The 15,973-nt window shown below is 72.7% G+C and carries 14 protein-coding genes; 10 read left to right on the forward strand and 4 right to left on the reverse strand.

The window, feature by feature from the left end:
• Nucleotides 1-493: DUF4232 domain-containing protein (locus tag ACH4EB_RS24430; protein ID WP_398349725.1), on the reverse strand; the 493-nt coding region annotated here is incomplete at its 3' end.
• A gap of 233 nt (nucleotides 494-726) precedes the next feature.
• Here ACH4EB_RS24430 and ACH4EB_RS24435 point away from each other — a divergent pair.
• The 3 genes from ACH4EB_RS24435 (at nucleotide 727) to ACH4EB_RS24445 (ending at nucleotide 3,813) form a co-directional block, all read left to right on the forward strand.
• Nucleotides 727-1,521 carry a class II aldolase/adducin family protein gene (locus ACH4EB_RS24435; RefSeq protein ID WP_398349726.1) on the forward strand — a complete coding sequence of 265 codons (795 nt, stop codon included), beginning with the start codon at nucleotides 727-729 and terminating at the stop codon, nucleotides 1,519-1,521.
• Nucleotides 1,522-1,688: 167 nt separating this feature from the next.
• A complete protein-coding gene (locus tag ACH4EB_RS24440; protein ID WP_398349727.1) occupies nucleotides 1,689-3,044 on the forward strand; it encodes a hypothetical protein in 1,356 nt (451 codons plus the stop codon).
• 226 nt (nucleotides 3,045-3,270) lie between these two features.
• Nucleotides 3,271-3,813, forward strand: a complete 543-nt coding sequence (locus tag ACH4EB_RS24445) for a DoxX family protein (protein WP_398349728.1) — start codon at nucleotides 3,271-3,273, stop codon at nucleotides 3,811-3,813.
• Nucleotides 3,814-3,990: 177 nt separating this feature from the next.
• Here ACH4EB_RS24445 and ACH4EB_RS24450 read toward each other — a convergent pair whose 3' ends face one another.
• The 3 genes from ACH4EB_RS24450 to ACH4EB_RS24460 all read right to left on the reverse strand — a co-directional run bounded on the left by ACH4EB_RS24450 (nucleotide 3,991) and on the right by ACH4EB_RS24460 (nucleotide 6,746).
• Nucleotides 3,991-4,209 carry a hypothetical protein gene (locus ACH4EB_RS24450; RefSeq protein ID WP_398349729.1) on the reverse strand — a complete coding sequence of 73 codons (219 nt, stop codon included), beginning with the start codon at nucleotides 4,207-4,209 and terminating at the stop codon, nucleotides 3,991-3,993.
• Nucleotides 4,206-5,600, reverse strand: coding sequence for a PspC domain-containing protein (locus ACH4EB_RS24455; RefSeq protein WP_398349938.1), 1,395 nt, complete (start codon nucleotides 5,598-5,600; stop codon nucleotides 4,206-4,208). Before ACH4EB_RS24455 ends, ACH4EB_RS24450 begins: the two co-directional genes overlap by 4 nt.
• A 294-nt stretch (nucleotides 5,601-5,894) precedes the next feature.
• Nucleotides 5,895-6,746 (reverse strand): helix-turn-helix transcriptional regulator, encoded by an 852-nt coding sequence (locus tag ACH4EB_RS24460; protein ID WP_398349730.1) that lies wholly within the window; start codon nucleotides 6,744-6,746, stop codon nucleotides 5,895-5,897.
• Nucleotides 6,747-6,936: 190 nt separating this feature from the next.
• Here ACH4EB_RS24460 and ACH4EB_RS24465 point away from each other — a divergent pair, with 190 nt between their 5' ends.
• The 7 genes from ACH4EB_RS24465 (at nucleotide 6,937) to ACH4EB_RS24495 (ending at nucleotide 15,740) form a co-directional block, all read left to right on the forward strand.
• A complete protein-coding gene (locus tag ACH4EB_RS24465) occupies nucleotides 6,937-8,088 on the forward strand; it encodes a winged helix DNA-binding domain-containing protein (protein WP_398349731.1) in 1,152 nt (383 codons plus the stop codon).
• A 154-nt stretch (nucleotides 8,089-8,242) separates the two neighbouring features.
• Nucleotides 8,243-10,204 carry a protein kinase gene (locus tag ACH4EB_RS24470; RefSeq protein WP_398349733.1) on the forward strand — a complete coding sequence of 654 codons (1,962 nt, stop codon included), beginning with the start codon at nucleotides 8,243-8,245 and terminating at the stop codon, nucleotides 10,202-10,204.
• A 411-nt stretch (nucleotides 10,205-10,615) separates the two neighbouring features.
• Nucleotides 10,616-12,064 (forward strand): MFS transporter, encoded by a 1,449-nt coding sequence (locus ACH4EB_RS24475; protein WP_398349734.1) that lies wholly within the window; start codon nucleotides 10,616-10,618, stop codon nucleotides 12,062-12,064.
• Nucleotides 12,065-12,292: 228 nt separating this feature from the next.
• Nucleotides 12,293-12,898: a response regulator gene (locus ACH4EB_RS24480; RefSeq protein ID WP_398349736.1), complete on the forward strand. Its 606-nt coding sequence runs from the start codon at nucleotides 12,293-12,295 to the stop codon at nucleotides 12,896-12,898.
• 401 nt (nucleotides 12,899-13,299) lie between these two features.
• A complete protein-coding gene (gene rpmB / locus ACH4EB_RS24485) occupies nucleotides 13,300-13,524 on the forward strand; it encodes a 50S ribosomal protein L28 (protein WP_398349738.1) in 225 nt (74 codons plus the stop codon).
• A complete protein-coding gene (locus tag ACH4EB_RS24490; RefSeq protein ID WP_398349740.1) occupies nucleotides 13,473-13,871 on the forward strand; it encodes a hypothetical protein in 399 nt (132 codons plus the stop codon). Before rpmB ends, ACH4EB_RS24490 begins: the two co-directional genes overlap by 52 nt.
• Before the next feature lie 420 nt (nucleotides 13,872-14,291).
• Nucleotides 14,292-15,740, forward strand: coding sequence for an MFS transporter (locus tag ACH4EB_RS24495; protein ID WP_398349741.1), 1,449 nt, complete (start codon nucleotides 14,292-14,294; stop codon nucleotides 15,738-15,740).
• Nucleotides 15,741-15,973 lie beyond the last annotated feature (233 nt).

Consider the following 15,973-nt stretch of genomic DNA (forward strand, 5'->3'; position numbering starts at 1 on the left):
CGTCCGGCTTGAGGTCCACACCGGCGAAGCCGCCGATCTTGCAGGTGCGGCTGCTCTTGTTGGTCAGCACGATGCTGGTGGTCGTCCCGCCGCTCGCGTCCGGGTCCGGGGCCGCGTCCTCGCCGGTCGCGAAGGCCGCCTTCAGGTCGGCGGTGTGGCACCGCTGGCTGCCCGTGTTCGCCTTGCTCCCACCACCGCCGTGCGCCTTGCCCGACTGCTTGCCCGCGGCCCCCGCCTTGGTGTCGGCCTTCGTGCCGGCCTCGGCGTCGGAGCCCGCCTGCGGCTCGGAGCCCTGTCGGCCGGCGGCGGAGCCCGCGCCGCCGGGCGAGTCCGCGGCGGCCGCCTCGGTGTCCAGGTGGGCCGCGGCCTTGGTGCCGGTGGCGTCCGAGCCGGAGCAGGCGGTCAGGGTGAGGCCGGCGGCCGCGGTCAGGGCCGCGGCGGCGATGCGCAGGGTGCGGCGGCGGGTGGTGCGGACGGTGGTGTTGGAGCTCATTTCGGGTCCCCCCAGGGCGGCCGGTGTCGTTGTCTTCTCGGTACGTCACTCACTCTGTCCGGGGCCCTTAGCGTGCGGCTGCCACTCCGCTAACGCCCGGCTAACGCCCGCGCGGCCGGGCCGGGATGCGGCGGAAGAGACGCCGCCCCCTGTTCACCTCGACTACCGACAGGTAGCTTCCGCTTGGAGCCGTACCGCGTCCCACGTGTCCCGCGCGCAAGGAGGAAGCCGTCATGCCCGAGTCCACGCCGCCCGCACCGGTGCCCGCCGACCAGCTCCACTTCGCCATGCCGCCGCGGCACGCGACCGTCGAGGAGGAGCGCCGCCACCGCAAGGAACGCCTCGCGGCGGCGCTCCGGCTCTTCGGGCGGTTCGGGTTCGAGGAGGGGGTGGCGGGCCACATCACCGCCCGCGACCCGGAGTTCACCGACCACTTCTGGGTGAATCCGTTCGGTATGTCGTTCAAGCACATCACGGTCGGCGACCTGATCCTGGTCAACCACGAGGGGAAGGTCGTCCAGGGGCGCCACCACGTCAACCAGGCGGCGTTCGCGATCCACGCGCAGATCCACCGGGCCCGCCCGGACGTCGTCGCCGCCGCGCACAGCCACTCGGTGTACGGCCGCGCCCTCTCCACCCTCGGTGAGCTGCTGGACCCGATCACCCAGGACGTGTGTGCCTTCTACGAGGACCACGCCTTGTTCGACGACTACACGGGTGTCGTGGTGGACGAGGAGGAGGGACGGCGGATCGCGGTCGCGCTCGGGCCGCACAAGGCCGTGATCCTGCGCAACCACGGCCTGTTGACGGTGGGTGACTCGGTGGACGCGGCGGCCTGGTGGTTCATCACGATGGAACGTTCCTGCCAGGTGCAGCTCACCGCGCGGGCAGCCGGCAAGCCCGTACCGATCGACCATGAGAGCGCCGTGCACACACGGGAGCAACTGGGCAACGACCTGGTGGCGTGGATCAACTACCAGCCGCTGTACCAGCAGATCACCCGCAGTGAGCCGGACCTGCTCGACTGAACCCGCACCGGCCGAGGAGCGGCCGCCGGGGCCCGGCGTCAACACGCCGGTCTCCCCGTCACCGCCCGTAAACCTGGCCGCCCGGCTTTTCGGCCTCCCCACGTACGGCACAATTCCCTCTCAGTACGGTGAAGTTGGCGACGACTGGTGGCTGGGGCGGAGCGGACGTGTCGGTGGAGACGGCGGGCGGGACGACGGGGGCGTCCGGAACGCCCGGAGGGGCTGAGGGGTACGAGGGGTTCCCGGCGCCCGCGGCGACCGGGGCGTCCGGGGCCGGAGCGGGTGCTTACGGCGGTGACTGCACCTGCGGGAAGTGCCCGCGCGGGGCGCGCGAGGGGCACCGCAGAGCGGTCGCCGCGTTCGTGGCCCTGCGCGAGGAGTACGCCGCCGGCCGCGGTGTGCCGGCCGCGCTCGCGCACTCGGCGGGTGCGGCGCGGCAGTGGGTTTCGGACGAGCTGGCGCTGTCGGCCCGAGCGGTCGCCGAGCGCGCCGCCGCCGAGGGCACGGCCTGGCTGGACGCGGTGTGGCGGCGCACGCTGCTGGTGCTGTGGTCCGGGATCACCGTGCTGGTGCTCGTACAGGCCCTCACCGCGATCGGTACGGGCTGGACGGCCCCGCGGACGGCGGGGCTGGTCGCGGCGGTGGTCCTGGCGCTCGCCCTGACGGGTGCGGGGTGGCGGCACCGGGCGCGCGGCGGCCTGCTGGCGCCGCTGATCGGCGAGGACAACCGGCTCTCGACCTCGCGCGCGGTGGCGGCGGGCTGGCTGCTGCTGGTGGCGTACGCCGTCCTCGTACAGGCCGTTCATCTGGCCGTGGTGACGGACGCGGACGCCCGCCGGGTGCTGGTGGACGGCCTCGAACTCCCGCGCGGTGCCGGGCTGCTGACCGTCCTGGCGGTGACCTGCGCGGTGGCGGTGCTGGTCCGCCGGATCGTCGCCGTACGCATCCAGGGGCGGCGCCTCCAGAAGGTGCGCGCGGAACGGCCGCGCGCCGCCGACCTGCTCACGGACGACGCCGGGCGCGGCAGTCTCACCGACACCCAGTTCCTGCTGCTGAATGTGGCCGCCGTGTCCTTCGCCGTGGTCCGGCTGGCCCGCGACCCGTCCCGACTTCCGGACATCCCATGGGCGTTCACGGTCATCGTGGTCGTCGGCACGGTCATGTACCTGGCGGGCAAGTACGCGGAAGGCGGCCGTCCGGTCGTCCTGTCGGTCGTCCGGGCCCGGGAGCCGGGCGACCTGGCCGCGCCCATCCGTACCGGCGACGACATCGAGATCCGCGGCACCGGCTTCGTGCCGCCCGGCGCCCAGGGCGCGGACCTCCTGGCGCGTACCGTCGTACGGATCGGAACGGTGCACGTCCATGTACCACTGGTGCCGGTCGCCGGCGGCTTCGGCAACCCGTCGGACGGCGTGCTGACCGTCCCCGTCCCGGCGGACGTCGAGCCGGGCCGGGTGGAGGTCAGGGTCGTCACGGCGGCGGGCGCGGAGACGAACGCCTACACGATCGACGTCCAGGACTGACGTACGGTCCTGGCGTGCGGGCTCGATGTACGGGCTCGGCGTACGGGCTCGACGTACGGGTTTCACGGGCCGGGCCGGGGCGCGCGGGGACCGGGCCGCGCGGCCGGCGGTGACCCGGTGGCGCCGGGCTGAACGCCGGGTGCACAGGCGGCCGTACCCCTTGTGGAACACCAGGCCGCGGGCACACCATCGTCCGCGTCCGGCGGCGACGGAGAGGCGGGACGCCATGTCTCACGCGGATCGTGCGGTCGGCAGCGGGCTGGGCGGGGCCGGAGCGGGCGGGGGAGGCGGGCCGCGCCGGACGATGGCGCGGTACGCGCTGCTGCCGCTGCGGATCTTCCTCGGCGTGACCTTCGTGTACGCGGGCCTGGACAAGCTGACCGACCCGGCCTTCTTCGCCTCCGGCGGCTCGGGTTCGGTCGGCGAACTGATGCGGCAGGTACGGGACACCTCGGCCGTGCCCGCACTCGTGGACCTGGCTCTCAAGAACCCGGCGGGCTTCGGTTACGCCCTCGCCGCGGGGGAGCTGGCCGTCGGCATCGGCACACTCGCCGGCCTGTTCACGCGGGTCGCGGCGCTCGGCGGCGCGCTGATCTCGCTGAGCCTGTGGCTCACCGTGAGCTGGTCGGCCGAGCCGTACTACTACGGCAACGACCTGGCGTACCTCATGGCGTGGCTGCCGTTGGTGCTGGCGGGCGCGCCGACGCTGTCCCTGGACGCGGCCTTGGCGGCGCGGCGCAGCAGGCAGGGGCGGCAGTTGTTCGGGTAGCGGTGGTGCGTCCCCGGCGAGGCAGCGCTTTTCGGCTGGCCCCCGGCGAGGCAGCGCCTCTTCGGTGGCCCGCGCCCGCAGGTGTTGGGGCCCCGGCTGCCTTGCAGATGCAGGCCCTGCCAGGCCCTGCCAGGCCCAGGCCCAGTTCAGGCCCGGGCCCAGGTTCAGGCCCAGCCCCTAGTCCTGGGTCGATGCCGCTGCCGACCGATGGCGTCGTGCCGCGCTCCAGATGGCCGCCGTGATGCCGGACAGGCACAGGCCCGCCGGTACGGCCAGCATCGGCAGCGCGCCCGGCAGGTCCCAGGCCCCGGCCGCCTCGCCCGCGTAGGCGCCGCCCACGCCCAGCGCGGTCAGGCCGGTGAGGAGCCGGGCGGGCTCGAAGGTGTGGCGCTTCATTGCTGCACTCCTCGGGACGGGGCGATGGCCGGGGGCGCGTCGGAGCCGGCCGGGGGCGCTTCAGCGGCCGCCGGGGGCGGCTCGGCGCCGGGCGGGGCCGGGCTCGCTCCCGTCCGCGGCGCCGCACGCTCCACCGCCACCTGCCCCGCGCCCACCTTCAGGTCGAGATCCAGCGTCCCGTGCGGCTTCTCGCCCTTCTTCAGGCCCCTGGCGGGCAGGGTGACGGTCTGGTCCTGGTCGGCCGCGAGGCGGAAGTCCTCCGGCGTCTCGCCCGGCAGCCGGACATCGCCGAGGCCGACGTCGATGCGCAGTCGCGCGGTGACGCCGTCGGGCACGGTCACGCTGAGCTGTCCGGCGCCGACCGTGGCCCGGGTCCGTACGGTCTGCCCGTTCTTGAACGGTACGTGGCTCAGGTCCAGCTCCCCGCGCCCCGCCCCGAGTTCGTAACTCGGCTGTACGGAGGCGGCGTCCATCGGGAGCCAGACGCGGTCGCGCCAGTCGGCGGTGATGTCGTCCGGCAGCACCGCGGCGCCCGCGAGCAGCAGGGATGTCAGGATCACCATGAAGACCGTGCCGCCGCCGGTCCGCCCGAACCACGCGCTGATGACGAGTCCGAGGCCGAGGACGACGAGCGCGGTGGACAGCCCGGCGACGAGGACGGTGTTCAGCGGGTGCGCGGGCGCGGTGGCGGCCCCCGCCCCCAGGGCCGCGAGGAGCGCCAGCAGGAACGTCCAGCCGCCGATCGGGCGCCCCGTCCGGCGGCGCCGGGCCGGTGCGGCGGTCCGTGGCGCCCCGGGCCCGGCCCACGCGGTCGCGCCGGAGGGCCGGCCCGCCGCCCCGGCCGTCCCGGGAGCGGCGTACGTCTGCCCGTGCCCGTACGGAGTGTCGCTCGGTCCCCAGAGATAGCCCACGCCGGCCGTCCCTTCCTTGGAGAGCGGGTCCCGCCACCAGGACGGGGTGTTCCGTGTGGGCGGCGCCGTCGTCTCGGGCGGCGCGTCCACGGCGGCCTGCGCGGTCGCCGGGCCGGTGGCCCCCGCGCCGTCCGCCCCCTCCGCGCGGCGCTGCCGCGACCAGTACGCCGAACCGCCCACCGCCAGCGCGAGCATGACGGTGAAGGTCAGCACGCCGCGGTTGGCGAGGGAGGTCAGGAAGTAGCCGCAGCCGACCAGTGCGAACAGCAGCGCGGTCAGGGCCGTGCCCTCGACCCGGCCGGAGAGCAGCTTGCGCCCCTCGTTCTCGTCGTCGCCGTCCTGCGGGATCAGCAGCCAGGCGAAGCCGTACGCGATGAGGCCGATGCCGCCGGAGACCGCCAGCACGGCCAGCACGACCCGGAAGATCACCGGGTCCAGGCCCCAGTGCCGGCCCAGGCCCCCGCACACACCGGCGATCACCTTGTGCCGCCGGCTGCGGCGCAGGGCGGCCTGCGGCGCCGGGCGGCCCGGCGCGTCGGCGGGCGGCGGGGTGCCGGGCCGCCCGGCTCCGGTGGGGCCCGTCGTCTCCTCGGCGGGCGCGGCATCGTTCATGCGCCCATGGTGGCAAGCGCGGCGGGCGGGTGGCATCCGTGGGAACCCTGGTTGGTCCCTGAGATCGTCGGGGCCCGGCGGCAGCCGAGGCCGGTCCTGGCCTCGGGCGGGGTGGAACGGGGCGGGGCGGGGGGATCAGGCGGTACGGGCTGAAGGGGTGGTTCAGGCCGGTTCGGGCGGAGGGGTCGTCGCGCCGGTCGTGCCGACCGTACTGGCGGTATCGGATGTAACGGACGTATTGGATGTGTCGCCCGCACCGGGCGTATCGTGCGCGTCGGTCGTGCCGGTCGCGGCCTCGGCGTAACGGCGGGCCGGCCGTCCACAGGCCTCCTTCAGCCGGTCCGGCCCGACGATCTCCATGTCGGCGTCGAATCTGCCGAGGGCGGCGGCCGGGGCAGGCCATGACCAGGACCCCAGGACGAGCCGGCAGCGGTCGGGGCCCAGCTCCTCGACGATGCCGTCACGGGTGTACCGGGCCACGGCGGCAGCGGGCAGGGCGAGGATCGCCTCGCCCCGGCAGGGCCGGCCGCCCGAGCCGTCGGAACCCTGGAATCTGTCGGCGACGAAGCCGGCGACGTCCCCTCCGGGTACGTCGCGCGGGGTGAAGCGGGGGCCCGGCCGTTCGACGGCGGTGACCTGGAAGGTGTCGATCCGGCGGCGCAACCGTGCGGGCGTGACCTGCCGGACGGTGTGCAGGGCGCGCGCGGCGGCTTCCTCGACGCCCGCGCCGGTGGCGGTGGCGATCCGGAGTGCGACCGCGAGGGCGACGGCCTGTTCGTCGTCGAACAGCAGCGGGGGCAGTTCCGACCCGGCGTCGAGCCGGTACCCGCCGTCGGGTCCCTTGGTCGACGCGATCGGGTAGCCGAGTTCGCGCAGGCGGTCGACATCACGGCGTACGGTGCGCGGGCTGACCTCCAGCCGTTCGGCGAGCAGCGCCCCCGGCCAGTCCCGGCGCGCCTGGAGCAGCGAGAGCAAGGACAGCAGTCGCGCCGATGTCTCCTGCGTGGCTCCCATCCTGCCTCGGGTGGAGGACACAACCTGTCCTCCACGTCCGCCACCGTGGTCCCCAGGGGCGCGACATCGCGCTGACGCGAGGCGAAGGCGCGACGTCGCGAAGCCGCGGACTCCCGGAGCCGCGACCCCCCGGCCGAACCCCCGACCCCTCGAAGCCGCGAGATCCATGAAGGCAAGGACGCAGACGCAGATGACCGTTCTCGACCGCCGGACGCTCAACCGGGCCACTCTCGCCCGGCAGTTGCTCCTCGAACGTGCGGACATGCCGGCCCTCGACGCGGTGGCGCACCTGTGCGGCCTCCAGGCGCAGGAGCCGCAGGAACCGTTCGTCGGACTCTGGTCCCGGCTGCGCGCGTTCGCCCCGGCGGAGCTGTCGGACCTGTTGACCGGGCGGCACGTCGTACGCACCCACCTCATGCGCCGCACCGTTCACCTCGTCACCGCCGACGACGCCCTGGCCTGGCGCGGCCGCCATGACGCGATGCTGCGGCAGCGGGTCCTCGGGACCTACCGCCGCGAACTCGAAGGGGTGGATCTCGGTGAACTCGCGGCGGCGGGCCGCGCGGTGCTGGCCGACGGCGCGCCCCGCTCGATGTCCGAACTCGCCCGGGCGGTCGCCGGCCGCTGGCCCGACGCGGGGCCGCGGCCGCTGGGGGAGATGCTGGTCGCCGCGCTCATCCCGATGGTGCAGCTTCCCCCGCGCGGGCTGTGGCGTACGAAGGCAGGCGTACGGAACGTACCGCTCGCCTCCTGGCTGGGCCGCGACATCGCCCCGACGGAGCCGAACGGCCCCACCCCCGACACCCCCGATACCGCCGGCCCCTCTGGTAACCCCACCGCCCCAGACCCCGTGGGCGAAACCCTCGTACGCCGCTACCTGGCCGCCTTCGGCCCCGCCGCCTCCGCGGACCTGCGCGCCTGGTGCGGCCTCGCCGGGCTGCCGCGCGCGGTCGCCGCCGTACGCGAGGAACTGGTCACCTTCCGCGACGAGCGCGGCCGGGAACTCCTGGACCTCCCCGGCGCGCCGCGCCCCGACCCCGGCACGCCCGCCCCGGTGCGGTTCCTGTCCGCGTTCGACAACGCGATCCTCGGCTACCACGATCGCGGCCGGGTCATCGACGACGCCCACCGTGGCCTGTCCGTCGCCGGTGAGCGCGCCGTCCTGGTGGACGGCCGGGTCGCCGCGACCTGGACCAGCGAGGACGGCACCGTGCGGGTCACCCCGCTGCGCCGCTTCTCCCGGGCCGAGCGCACCGCCGTGACCGCGGAAGGGGAGGACCTCGCCGCGTTCCTCTCCGACGGCGGAACCCGTCGCGCGGTGATCGACGCGTCATCTGTGTGAGCACCGTCGCCGTCTGCATACGGTCGTCCGTCTGAGCACGAAGGTTGCCCTGATGGGTGCCCGATCATCGCGCCCCGCCCCTCTGCCGGCGGCCGGCGGACGACTATCGTTGCGTCGGACACGTGTACGGGGGGAACCGAAGGGGCGCGGCGCGGTGACGGAGGCGGCGGTGGACGACGGGCGGCTGGTCGCCGGGCGGTACCGCCTGGTGGAGGAGATAGGCCGGGGCGGTATGGGAACCGTCTGGCGGGCCCACGACGAACTGCTCGGCCGACAGGTCGCGGTCAAGCGGCTGCACGTCTCCCCGGAACTGGACGCCGACGAGCTGGCCCGCCGCAACGAGCGGACCCGCCGCGAGGCCCAGGCCGCCGCCCGTATCAACCACCCCAACGTGGTCAGCGTCCACGATGTTGTCGAGGACGACGGCCTGCCCTGCATCGTCATGGAGTACGTGCCGTCGGTGACGCTCGGCGACGTCATCAAGGAAGCCACGCTTTCGAACAGCTCGGTGCCGCCGGGCGAGGCGGCCCGGATCGGCCGCGGCATGATCAGCGCGCTGCGGGCAGCGCACTCCGCCGGTGTCCTGCACCGTGACGTGAAGCCCGGCAACGTACTCCTCGGCGAGGACGGCCGGATCGTCCTCACGGACTTCGGCATCGCGGTCGCCACCGGGACGTCCACCCTCACCAAGACCGGCGAGCTGGTCGGCTCCATCGACTACCTCGCCCCCGAACGGGTCCGCGGCGGCAAGCCCGGCCCGGCCGCCGACCTGTGGGCGCTGGGCGCCACGCTCTACCAGGCGATGGAGGGCCGTCCTCCGTTCCGCAAGCTGACGGCGGTCGAGACGGCGTACTCGATCGCCGTGGACCCGCTGGACCCGCCGCGCAACGCCGGTCCGCTGACCGCGCTGATCGAGGCCCTGCTGGCGAAGGAGCCCGCGGACCGCCCCTCGGCCGAGGCCGTGGAACAGGCCCTGCGCACACCGGCCGCGTACACGGACACCGCATGGCTGGGCGCATCAGGCCACCCGGGTGCCCCTGGTACCCCTGGCGCCCCTGATACCCCGAGCTACCCAGGCGCACCGGGCGCACCGAGCACCCCGGTCGAGCGGGGGACCGCCGGAGACGGCAGTGCCGCGCCCACGGGCGGCATGACCGCACCGGCCCACGAGCCCCGTACGGTTACGGGCCCCTCGGCCGCGACCCCGCACCCGACCGCACCCCCGCCCCAATTCCCGGCCCCGGCCTCACCCTCCGGCGCGTACCACCTGGCCCCACCGGCCACCGACAGCGCAGCCACCCCCGGCAGCAGACCCGCCTCCGGCAACCTGCCCACTGCCAACAGCACGGCCACCACCGGCAGCATGTCCACCACCGGTGGCGCCGCCGCCGCGGTTCCCGACGACGGCCCCACCTCCCCGGTCCACCGCACGACGGCCGACCCGGCCGCCGCCTCCGGCAAGAAGCGCGGCCGCACGCTCGTGCTGAGCGCCGTCGCCGTGGTCGCCGTACTGGCCCTGGCGGGCGGCACCCTGTACGCCCTCGGCTTCGGGCAGAACGGGGACGCGCAGGCGTCCGACGGCGGCACACCGCAGATCGAGGCGCCGTCGCCCTCCGCCTCGAAGCCCAGCGCGAAGCCCACCCCGCGGCCGGTCCCCGACGGGTACCGCCGGGTCAAGGACCCGGCGGCCGAGGTCACCTTCCCGCTGCCGGACGGCTGGACCCGCCAGAAGCAGGCGAACGGCAACGGCTCCACCTACCTCAACCCGAACCAGTTGGTCGGCCTGCGCATCGAGGTCCTCGACTTCGCGAGCGTGGACCCGCTCCGGCACTGGAAGGACAACGAGCGCAACGCCATCAACGAGGGCAAGTTCCCCGGCTACCAGCAACTGCGGATGCAGGGCACGGTCTTCCGCGACCGGCCGGCCGCGCTGTGGGAGTGGAAGTGGTCGGGGAGCAGACGGGACTTCCACGCCATCGACCTGGGCTTCGGCCGCCCCGGCGAGAAGGAGTACGCCGTGTACCTCTCCGCGCCGTCCGCCGAGTGGGACCGCTACAAGCAGGTCTTCGACGATGTCCTGGCCGGCCTGGAACTGCCCGAGGACCAGAAGCAGTAGGGGAGCAGCGGAAAAAGGAACCCACCGAGGACGAGGTGGGTGAACTGCTCCACGAAAAGATGGTGGGCGGCCGCCGAGCGGGAACATCCATTCTGACCTGGATATTCGGTTGCCGAGAATATTCGGTTGCCGAGCTGCCCCGGGCTTTCCTAACCTGTTGCAACTCTGTCGTGCCCGTTGGGGGCCGACGACGTGTTGTGAGGTGATGGCATATCTCCCAGGCCCTGTAGCCGCTCGTTCTGAGGCTTTTCCGGTGGTCCGCCGTGGCGGGCTGCTGACGTATGCCTCGGCGGCGGTGTACCCGATGGCCTGGGTGTTTCGTCACTTTTCGCTCCTGTCGCGCAGTAGGCGCACGGGCATGCCCAGGCCTGCCCTTTTCCCTCCTCTACGCGGACAGGACTCTTCGTTCCCGTGTCTACCGACACTTCTCCCTCCGTCCGGCCACGCCCCGCCGCCGGGCCCGGCCGGGCCCGCACCCTCACCTTGGCCGTGGTGCTGGCCGCCGAGCTGATGAACGCGCTCGACGGCTCGATCGTCTACACCGCGCTCCCGTCGATCCAGGCCGACACCGGCGCCTCCAGCGCCGCGGTCCAGTGGATCCACGCCGCCTACGCGCTGACCTTCGCCCTCGGACTGATCACCGGCGGGCGCCTGGGCGACCTCTACGGCCGCAAGCGGCTCTTCCTGCTGGGCACCGGCGCCTTCACCGCGGCCTCTGTGGTCTGCGGCCTCGCCGGCAGCCCGGCCCTGCTGATCGCGGCCCGCATCGTCCAGGGTGGCGCCGCGGCGGCGATGGTTCCGCAGGTCCTGGCGACCTTGCACGTCACCTTCGACGAAGGCTCCAGGGCCAGGGCTTTCGGCCTGTACGGCACGGTCATGTCGCTCGGCAGCGTCCTCGGGCCGGTCCTGGGAGGCGTCATCACCGGCGCCGATCTCTTCGGCCTCGGCTGGCGTCCGATCTTTCTGATCAACCTGCCCATCGGCCTGGCGGCCGTGCTCCTCGGCCTGCGTTGCATCCCCGAGTCCCGGGAGCGCGACGCCCGGCGCCTCGACCCCCTGGGCATGGCCCTGTCCAGCCTGGGCCTGCTGCTGATCGCCTATCCGCTGACGGTCGGCGCGGAACACCACTGGCCCGCCTGGAGCCTGTTCATGCCGGCAGCGGGCCTGGTGGTCCTGGCCGTCTTCGTGCTCCAGCAGAGGTCCAGGAGCGCGCGGGGCGCCGCCCCGCTGGTCGTGCCGGCCCTGTTCAGGGTCAGGGCCTTCTGCGGTGGTCTGGCCGCACAGCTCGTCTTCGGATTGCTGTCGGGGGTGTTCTTCCTGGGGTGGACCTTGTTCCTGCAGGACGGCCTCGCCCAGTCTCCCGGTCAGGCGGCGCTGGGCTTCGTGCTGGCCTCCCTGGGGGAAATGGCCGGTGCCTGGCTGGCGATGAGCCTCGCCGCCCGTCAGGGACGGCGCGCTCCGCAGGCCGGGGCGTTGCTGGCCGCTGCCACGCTCGGCGGCTACGCGTGGCTGATCGCGGACCAGAGCACCGGTCTGCCCTTGGCGTTGACCGTGGCTCCGATGCCGGCGGTCGGGCTCGGTCTCGGCCTGATCGGGGCGGCCCTGGCCGACATGACACTGGGGCAGGTCGACCACGGCTCGGCCGGCTCCGCGTCCGGGGTGTTCAACACCGCGACTCAGCTCGGGATCGCTCTGGGTACGGCACTGACGTCCGTGGTGTTCTTCGCCCGCTCTCCGGCCGGCAGCCGGGGAACCACCGTCACCACGGCGTTCACCGGAACCATCTGGTACGTCATCGGCGCCCTGCTGGTGATGTGGGCGCTCATGCTCCTGCTGCCCAGGCGCCGGCGAACAGGCTGAATCCGCTCCTGGGCCCGGCCCGGCCGTCCGGGCCCAGGACCTGCCGCGCGGCCGCACGGCCATCGGCGCGAGAGCCGCCCGCGCTCCAGCGCGCTATGAGCCGGTACCCCGCCCAAGCTCCCTTACGGACCTGGGAACCACGCCGAAGGCAGCGGGCAGGGCCCGGAGTTGACCGGTCCGGCCACCGCGCTTTCCGCTGTCAAGGTCCTTACCGAGGAACCACACCCCATGATTCGAGTGCTGATCGCCGATGGTCTGCGACTGACCCGCGAGGCGCTGTCCGCCGTCCTTGCGTCCGAACCCGGTGTGCTGGTGGTCGCGCAGGTGGCGCGGGGCGACGACGTCGTACCGAGCGCTCTGCGGACCGGCCCGAACGTGGCGCTGCTGGACGCCAAGCTGCCCGGACTGGACGGGATTTCGGCCGCGGCACAGCTCAAAGCCGCTCTGCCCGCCTGCCGCGTCATCATCGTGACTGCCCCTGACCGCACCGGTGTCCTGCGGACCGCCCTCATGACAGGGGTGGAGGGGTTCGTGAGCAAAGGCGCGTCCGTCAGAGAACTGGCCGACACCGTTCGGACCGCAGCCCGCGGCGAGCGGGTCCTGGACCCGCAAATCGTCGCCGACGCCCTGCGCGCCCCCGACAATCCGCTCAGCGAACGGGACATCACCATCCTCCGTCTGGCCGCGCAAGGACATACGCCGCAGGAAATCGCCGGGACGTTGCATCTCTCACCGGGAACGGTCCGCAACAATCTCGCCGCCATCAAACGCAAGACCGGGGCGCGTAACCGTATCGAGGCGATACGTACCGCCGTCGCGCATGGCTGGATCTGACGGAGGGCTCCGGCGGCCGGACGGAATGCCACGCGACCGAGGCGTGCAATCTGCACGAAGAACAGTGCACTTTGCCTTTCCTTAGGGCCCTAAGTGATGCTCTCGATACGCCCCATGTCCTCATAGTCGCAGGTCAGCGCGCTCCTGGCCGCAAAAACGGAACGCGAATCCGCGGAACTCGTTCCGGATGGCTCTGGAAGAATGTGAACTAGGCACGGGCCGCTGGACGGCCCGGCGCCCCAGCATGACCTTCTCTTGGTCAGTGCTGGAATGCCAGGAAGGCCAGCCCTTGACTCTGCGGCCGGCAATGCTTTGATGAGCGACCGTCAGGCCGGTTCCGAAGCGCGTGGTCAGTCAAGGGAGCAAAGGGCGACGGTATCCGTCGCAGACCGGGAGACACGATGTCCAGTCGATGTGATGTGTGCGGCAAGCAGCCCAGCTTCGGGAAGCGCGTCGCGCGTGCGGGGCTCCGCGCCCAAGTCCGCCACGTCAAGGGGCGGACGAGCCGCCGCTTCAACCCGAACATCCAACCGGTCAGGGCGGTCAAGGGCGGCACGCCCGTACGTATGAAGGTGTGCACGTCGTGCATCAAAAAGGGCAAGGTGGAGCGCCGGGTCTCGGCGTAAGCCTTTCGGGCCGTCACATCGACCACCGCAAGGACAGGATTCGCCTTCTTGACGCCGTTGCCGGCATGTGGCGTCGGCGCCTCGAACGGGATGAGTTTCCCTGTCATGATTGCGGGCTGCTGACCGCGCCCCTGGACGGGCCGGACGAGTGGTACACCGTGCTCGACAGCGTATGGGAGCGCGCCGGCGCCGACGAGGAAAGCGTCCTTTGCGTCGGCTGCCTCGAAGTGCGCCTCGATCGCCGGCTGCGGCCTACGGATTTCGTTACCGCGGCTCTCAATGACCCGGACTATGGGCGGCACAGTAAACGACTGCTCAGTCGTTTGCGGCCGCCAGGTCAGGGCTGATGCGATCCGGCGCCCTGCCTTCCCTTGCGCACTGCGTAAGCGGGCGGTAACGGCACTTCCATGATCGCGTCGACAGAGCGCCGGGCAGTGAAAAGCCGGGACGGAATGGTCACAAAAAATGGGTTTGCCCAGGATGAGGCGTCCCCTACTCTGGAAGGGATGGCGAAGCGCGCTCGCGCTTCATCTGTTCCGCGTTTCGAGGTGATGACGTATCTCCCAGGCCATGTAACCGCTCGCTGTGAGGCGCTGTTGCCGGATGTCCGCCGTTGGCGGCCGGCCCGGCGACGCCTCCACGGCGGTGTACCCGATGGCCTGGGTTTCGTCATGCCCTTTTCCGCACCTGTCGCGCTTGCAGGCGACACGGGCATGCCCAGGCCTGCCCGTGTCCCACCTTCAACACGAACAGGAATCTTCGTTTCCGTGTCCACCGACACCTCCACCCCCGTCCGGCCGCGCCCTGGCGCCGGGCCGGGCCGTACTGCCATGATCACGCTGATCGTGGTGCTGGTCGCCGAGCTGATGAACGCGCTCGACGGCTCGATCGTCTACACCGCGCTCCCGTCGATCCAGGCCGACACCGGCGCCTCCAGCGCCGCCGTGCAGTGGATCCCCGCCGCCTACACCCTCGCCTTCGCGCTGGCCCTGATCACCGGCGGGCGCCTGGGCGACCTCTACGGCCGCAAGCGGATCTTCCTCGCCGGGACCGCGGTGTTCACCCTGGCCTCGCTGTTGTGCGGCATCGCCACCGGCCCGGCCGTACTGATCGCCGCGCGGGCCCTCCAGGGTGCCGCGGCGGCGGCCATGGTGCCGCAGGTGCTGGCGACCATCCACGTCACCTTCGACGGGGAATCCCGCGCGAAGGCGTTCGGCCTGTACGGCATGATCATGTCGCTCGGCGGTGTACTCGGCCCCGTCCTGGGAGCCGTCCTGACCGCCGCCGACATCGCCGGGCTGGGCTGGCGGCCGATCTTCCTGATCAACCTGCCCATCGGCCTGGCCACGGCGCTGCTCGGCCTCCGGTTCATCGGTGAGTCCCGTGAGCGGCAGGCCAGGCGCCTGGACCCGCTGGGCATGGTGCTCTCCAGCGCCGGTGTGCTGCTGATCGCCTACCCGCTCACCGTGGGCGGCGAGCGGCACTGGCCGGCCTGGAGCTTCGCCATGCTGGTCGCGGGCGCCGTCGTGCTGGCCGTTTTCGTCGCACAGCAGCGGGCCAGGACCGCCAAGGGCGGCTCCGCGCTGGTGGCGCTCTCCCTGTTCCAGGGCAAGGCGTTCACCGGCGGGCTCGCCGCCCAGTTGGTCTTCGGCCTGGTCTCCGGCGTGTTCCTGCTGACGTGGACCCTGTTCATGCAGGACGGGCTCGGCCTGTCGCCGGGCCGGTTCGCCCCGGCCTCCGTCGCCATCTCGGTCGGCGGTATGGCCGGTGCCATGCTCGCTTCGAAGTGGGCCGCGCGCCATATGCGGCGGGTGCCCCAGGCGGGTGTCCTCCTGGTCGCCGTCACCCTGGCCTGCTACCAGTTGCTGGTGAGCGGACAGGGAACCGGTATGCCGTTCGCGGCCGCCGTCGCTCCGATGGTCCTGCTCGGATTCGGGTTCGGCATGATCGGCGCCGGCCTGGCGGGGCTCACCCTCAGCCAGGTCGACCACGAGGACGCGGGTTCCGCGGCGGGACTGTTCAACACCGCGATGCAGCTCGGCACCGCCTTGGGCATCGCGCTGGCCTCCGTGGTGTTCTTCGACCACGCCCCCGCAGGCAGCCACGGCACCACCGTGACCAGCGCCTTCGCGGGCAGCGTCTGGTACGTCATCGCGGCCCTCGCGGTGATGTGGGCTCTGATGTTCCGACTGCCCAAGCCGGCCCGGCACACCTGACCCACCACCGGCGGCCCTGCCCCCACACCGGCGGCCCCGCCCCCACCACCGGGGGCGGGGCCGCCGCCATCTTCAGCCCGGGCAGCCCGGACAGCCCCGGCACCCTCTCACCACCCCGACCTCCATTCCCCCCACCGGGCCGCATCGGGACTCGGCCTGTAGTCACCGAGCGCACCCGCGGAGTCGCATCGCACCGGACCCTCCACCCCCATCGGAAGTTACGCACCAGCTAG

The organism is Streptomyces sp. NPDC018045 (assembly GCF_044327445.1).
Taxonomy (GTDB): domain Bacteria; phylum Actinomycetota; class Actinomycetes; order Streptomycetales; family Streptomycetaceae; genus Streptomyces.

Excerpts from the sequence above, each read along its gene's own strand:
- ACH4EB_RS24435 (WP_398349726.1), top strand. The coding sequence starts at position 727 with ATGCCCGAGTCCACGCCGCCCGCACCGGTGCCCGCCGACCAGCTCCAC.
- ACH4EB_RS24445 (WP_398349728.1), top strand. The coding sequence starts at position 3,271 with ATGTCTCACGCGGATCGTGCGGTCGGCAGCGGGCTGGGCGGGGCCGGA.
- ACH4EB_RS24450 (WP_398349729.1), bottom strand. The coding sequence starts at position 4,209 with ATGAAGCGCCACACCTTCGAGCCCGCCCGGCTCCTCACCGGCCTGACC.
- ACH4EB_RS24460 (WP_398349730.1), bottom strand. The coding sequence starts at position 6,746 with ATGGGAGCCACGCAGGAGACATCGGCGCGACTGCTGTCCTTGCTCTCG.
- ACH4EB_RS24465 (WP_398349731.1), top strand. The coding sequence starts at position 6,937 with ATGACCGTTCTCGACCGCCGGACGCTCAACCGGGCCACTCTCGCCCGG.
- ACH4EB_RS24480 (WP_398349736.1), top strand. The coding sequence starts at position 12,293 with ATGATTCGAGTGCTGATCGCCGATGGTCTGCGACTGACCCGCGAGGCG.
- rpmB (WP_398349738.1), top strand. The coding sequence starts at position 13,300 with ATGTCCAGTCGATGTGATGTGTGCGGCAAGCAGCCCAGCTTCGGGAAG.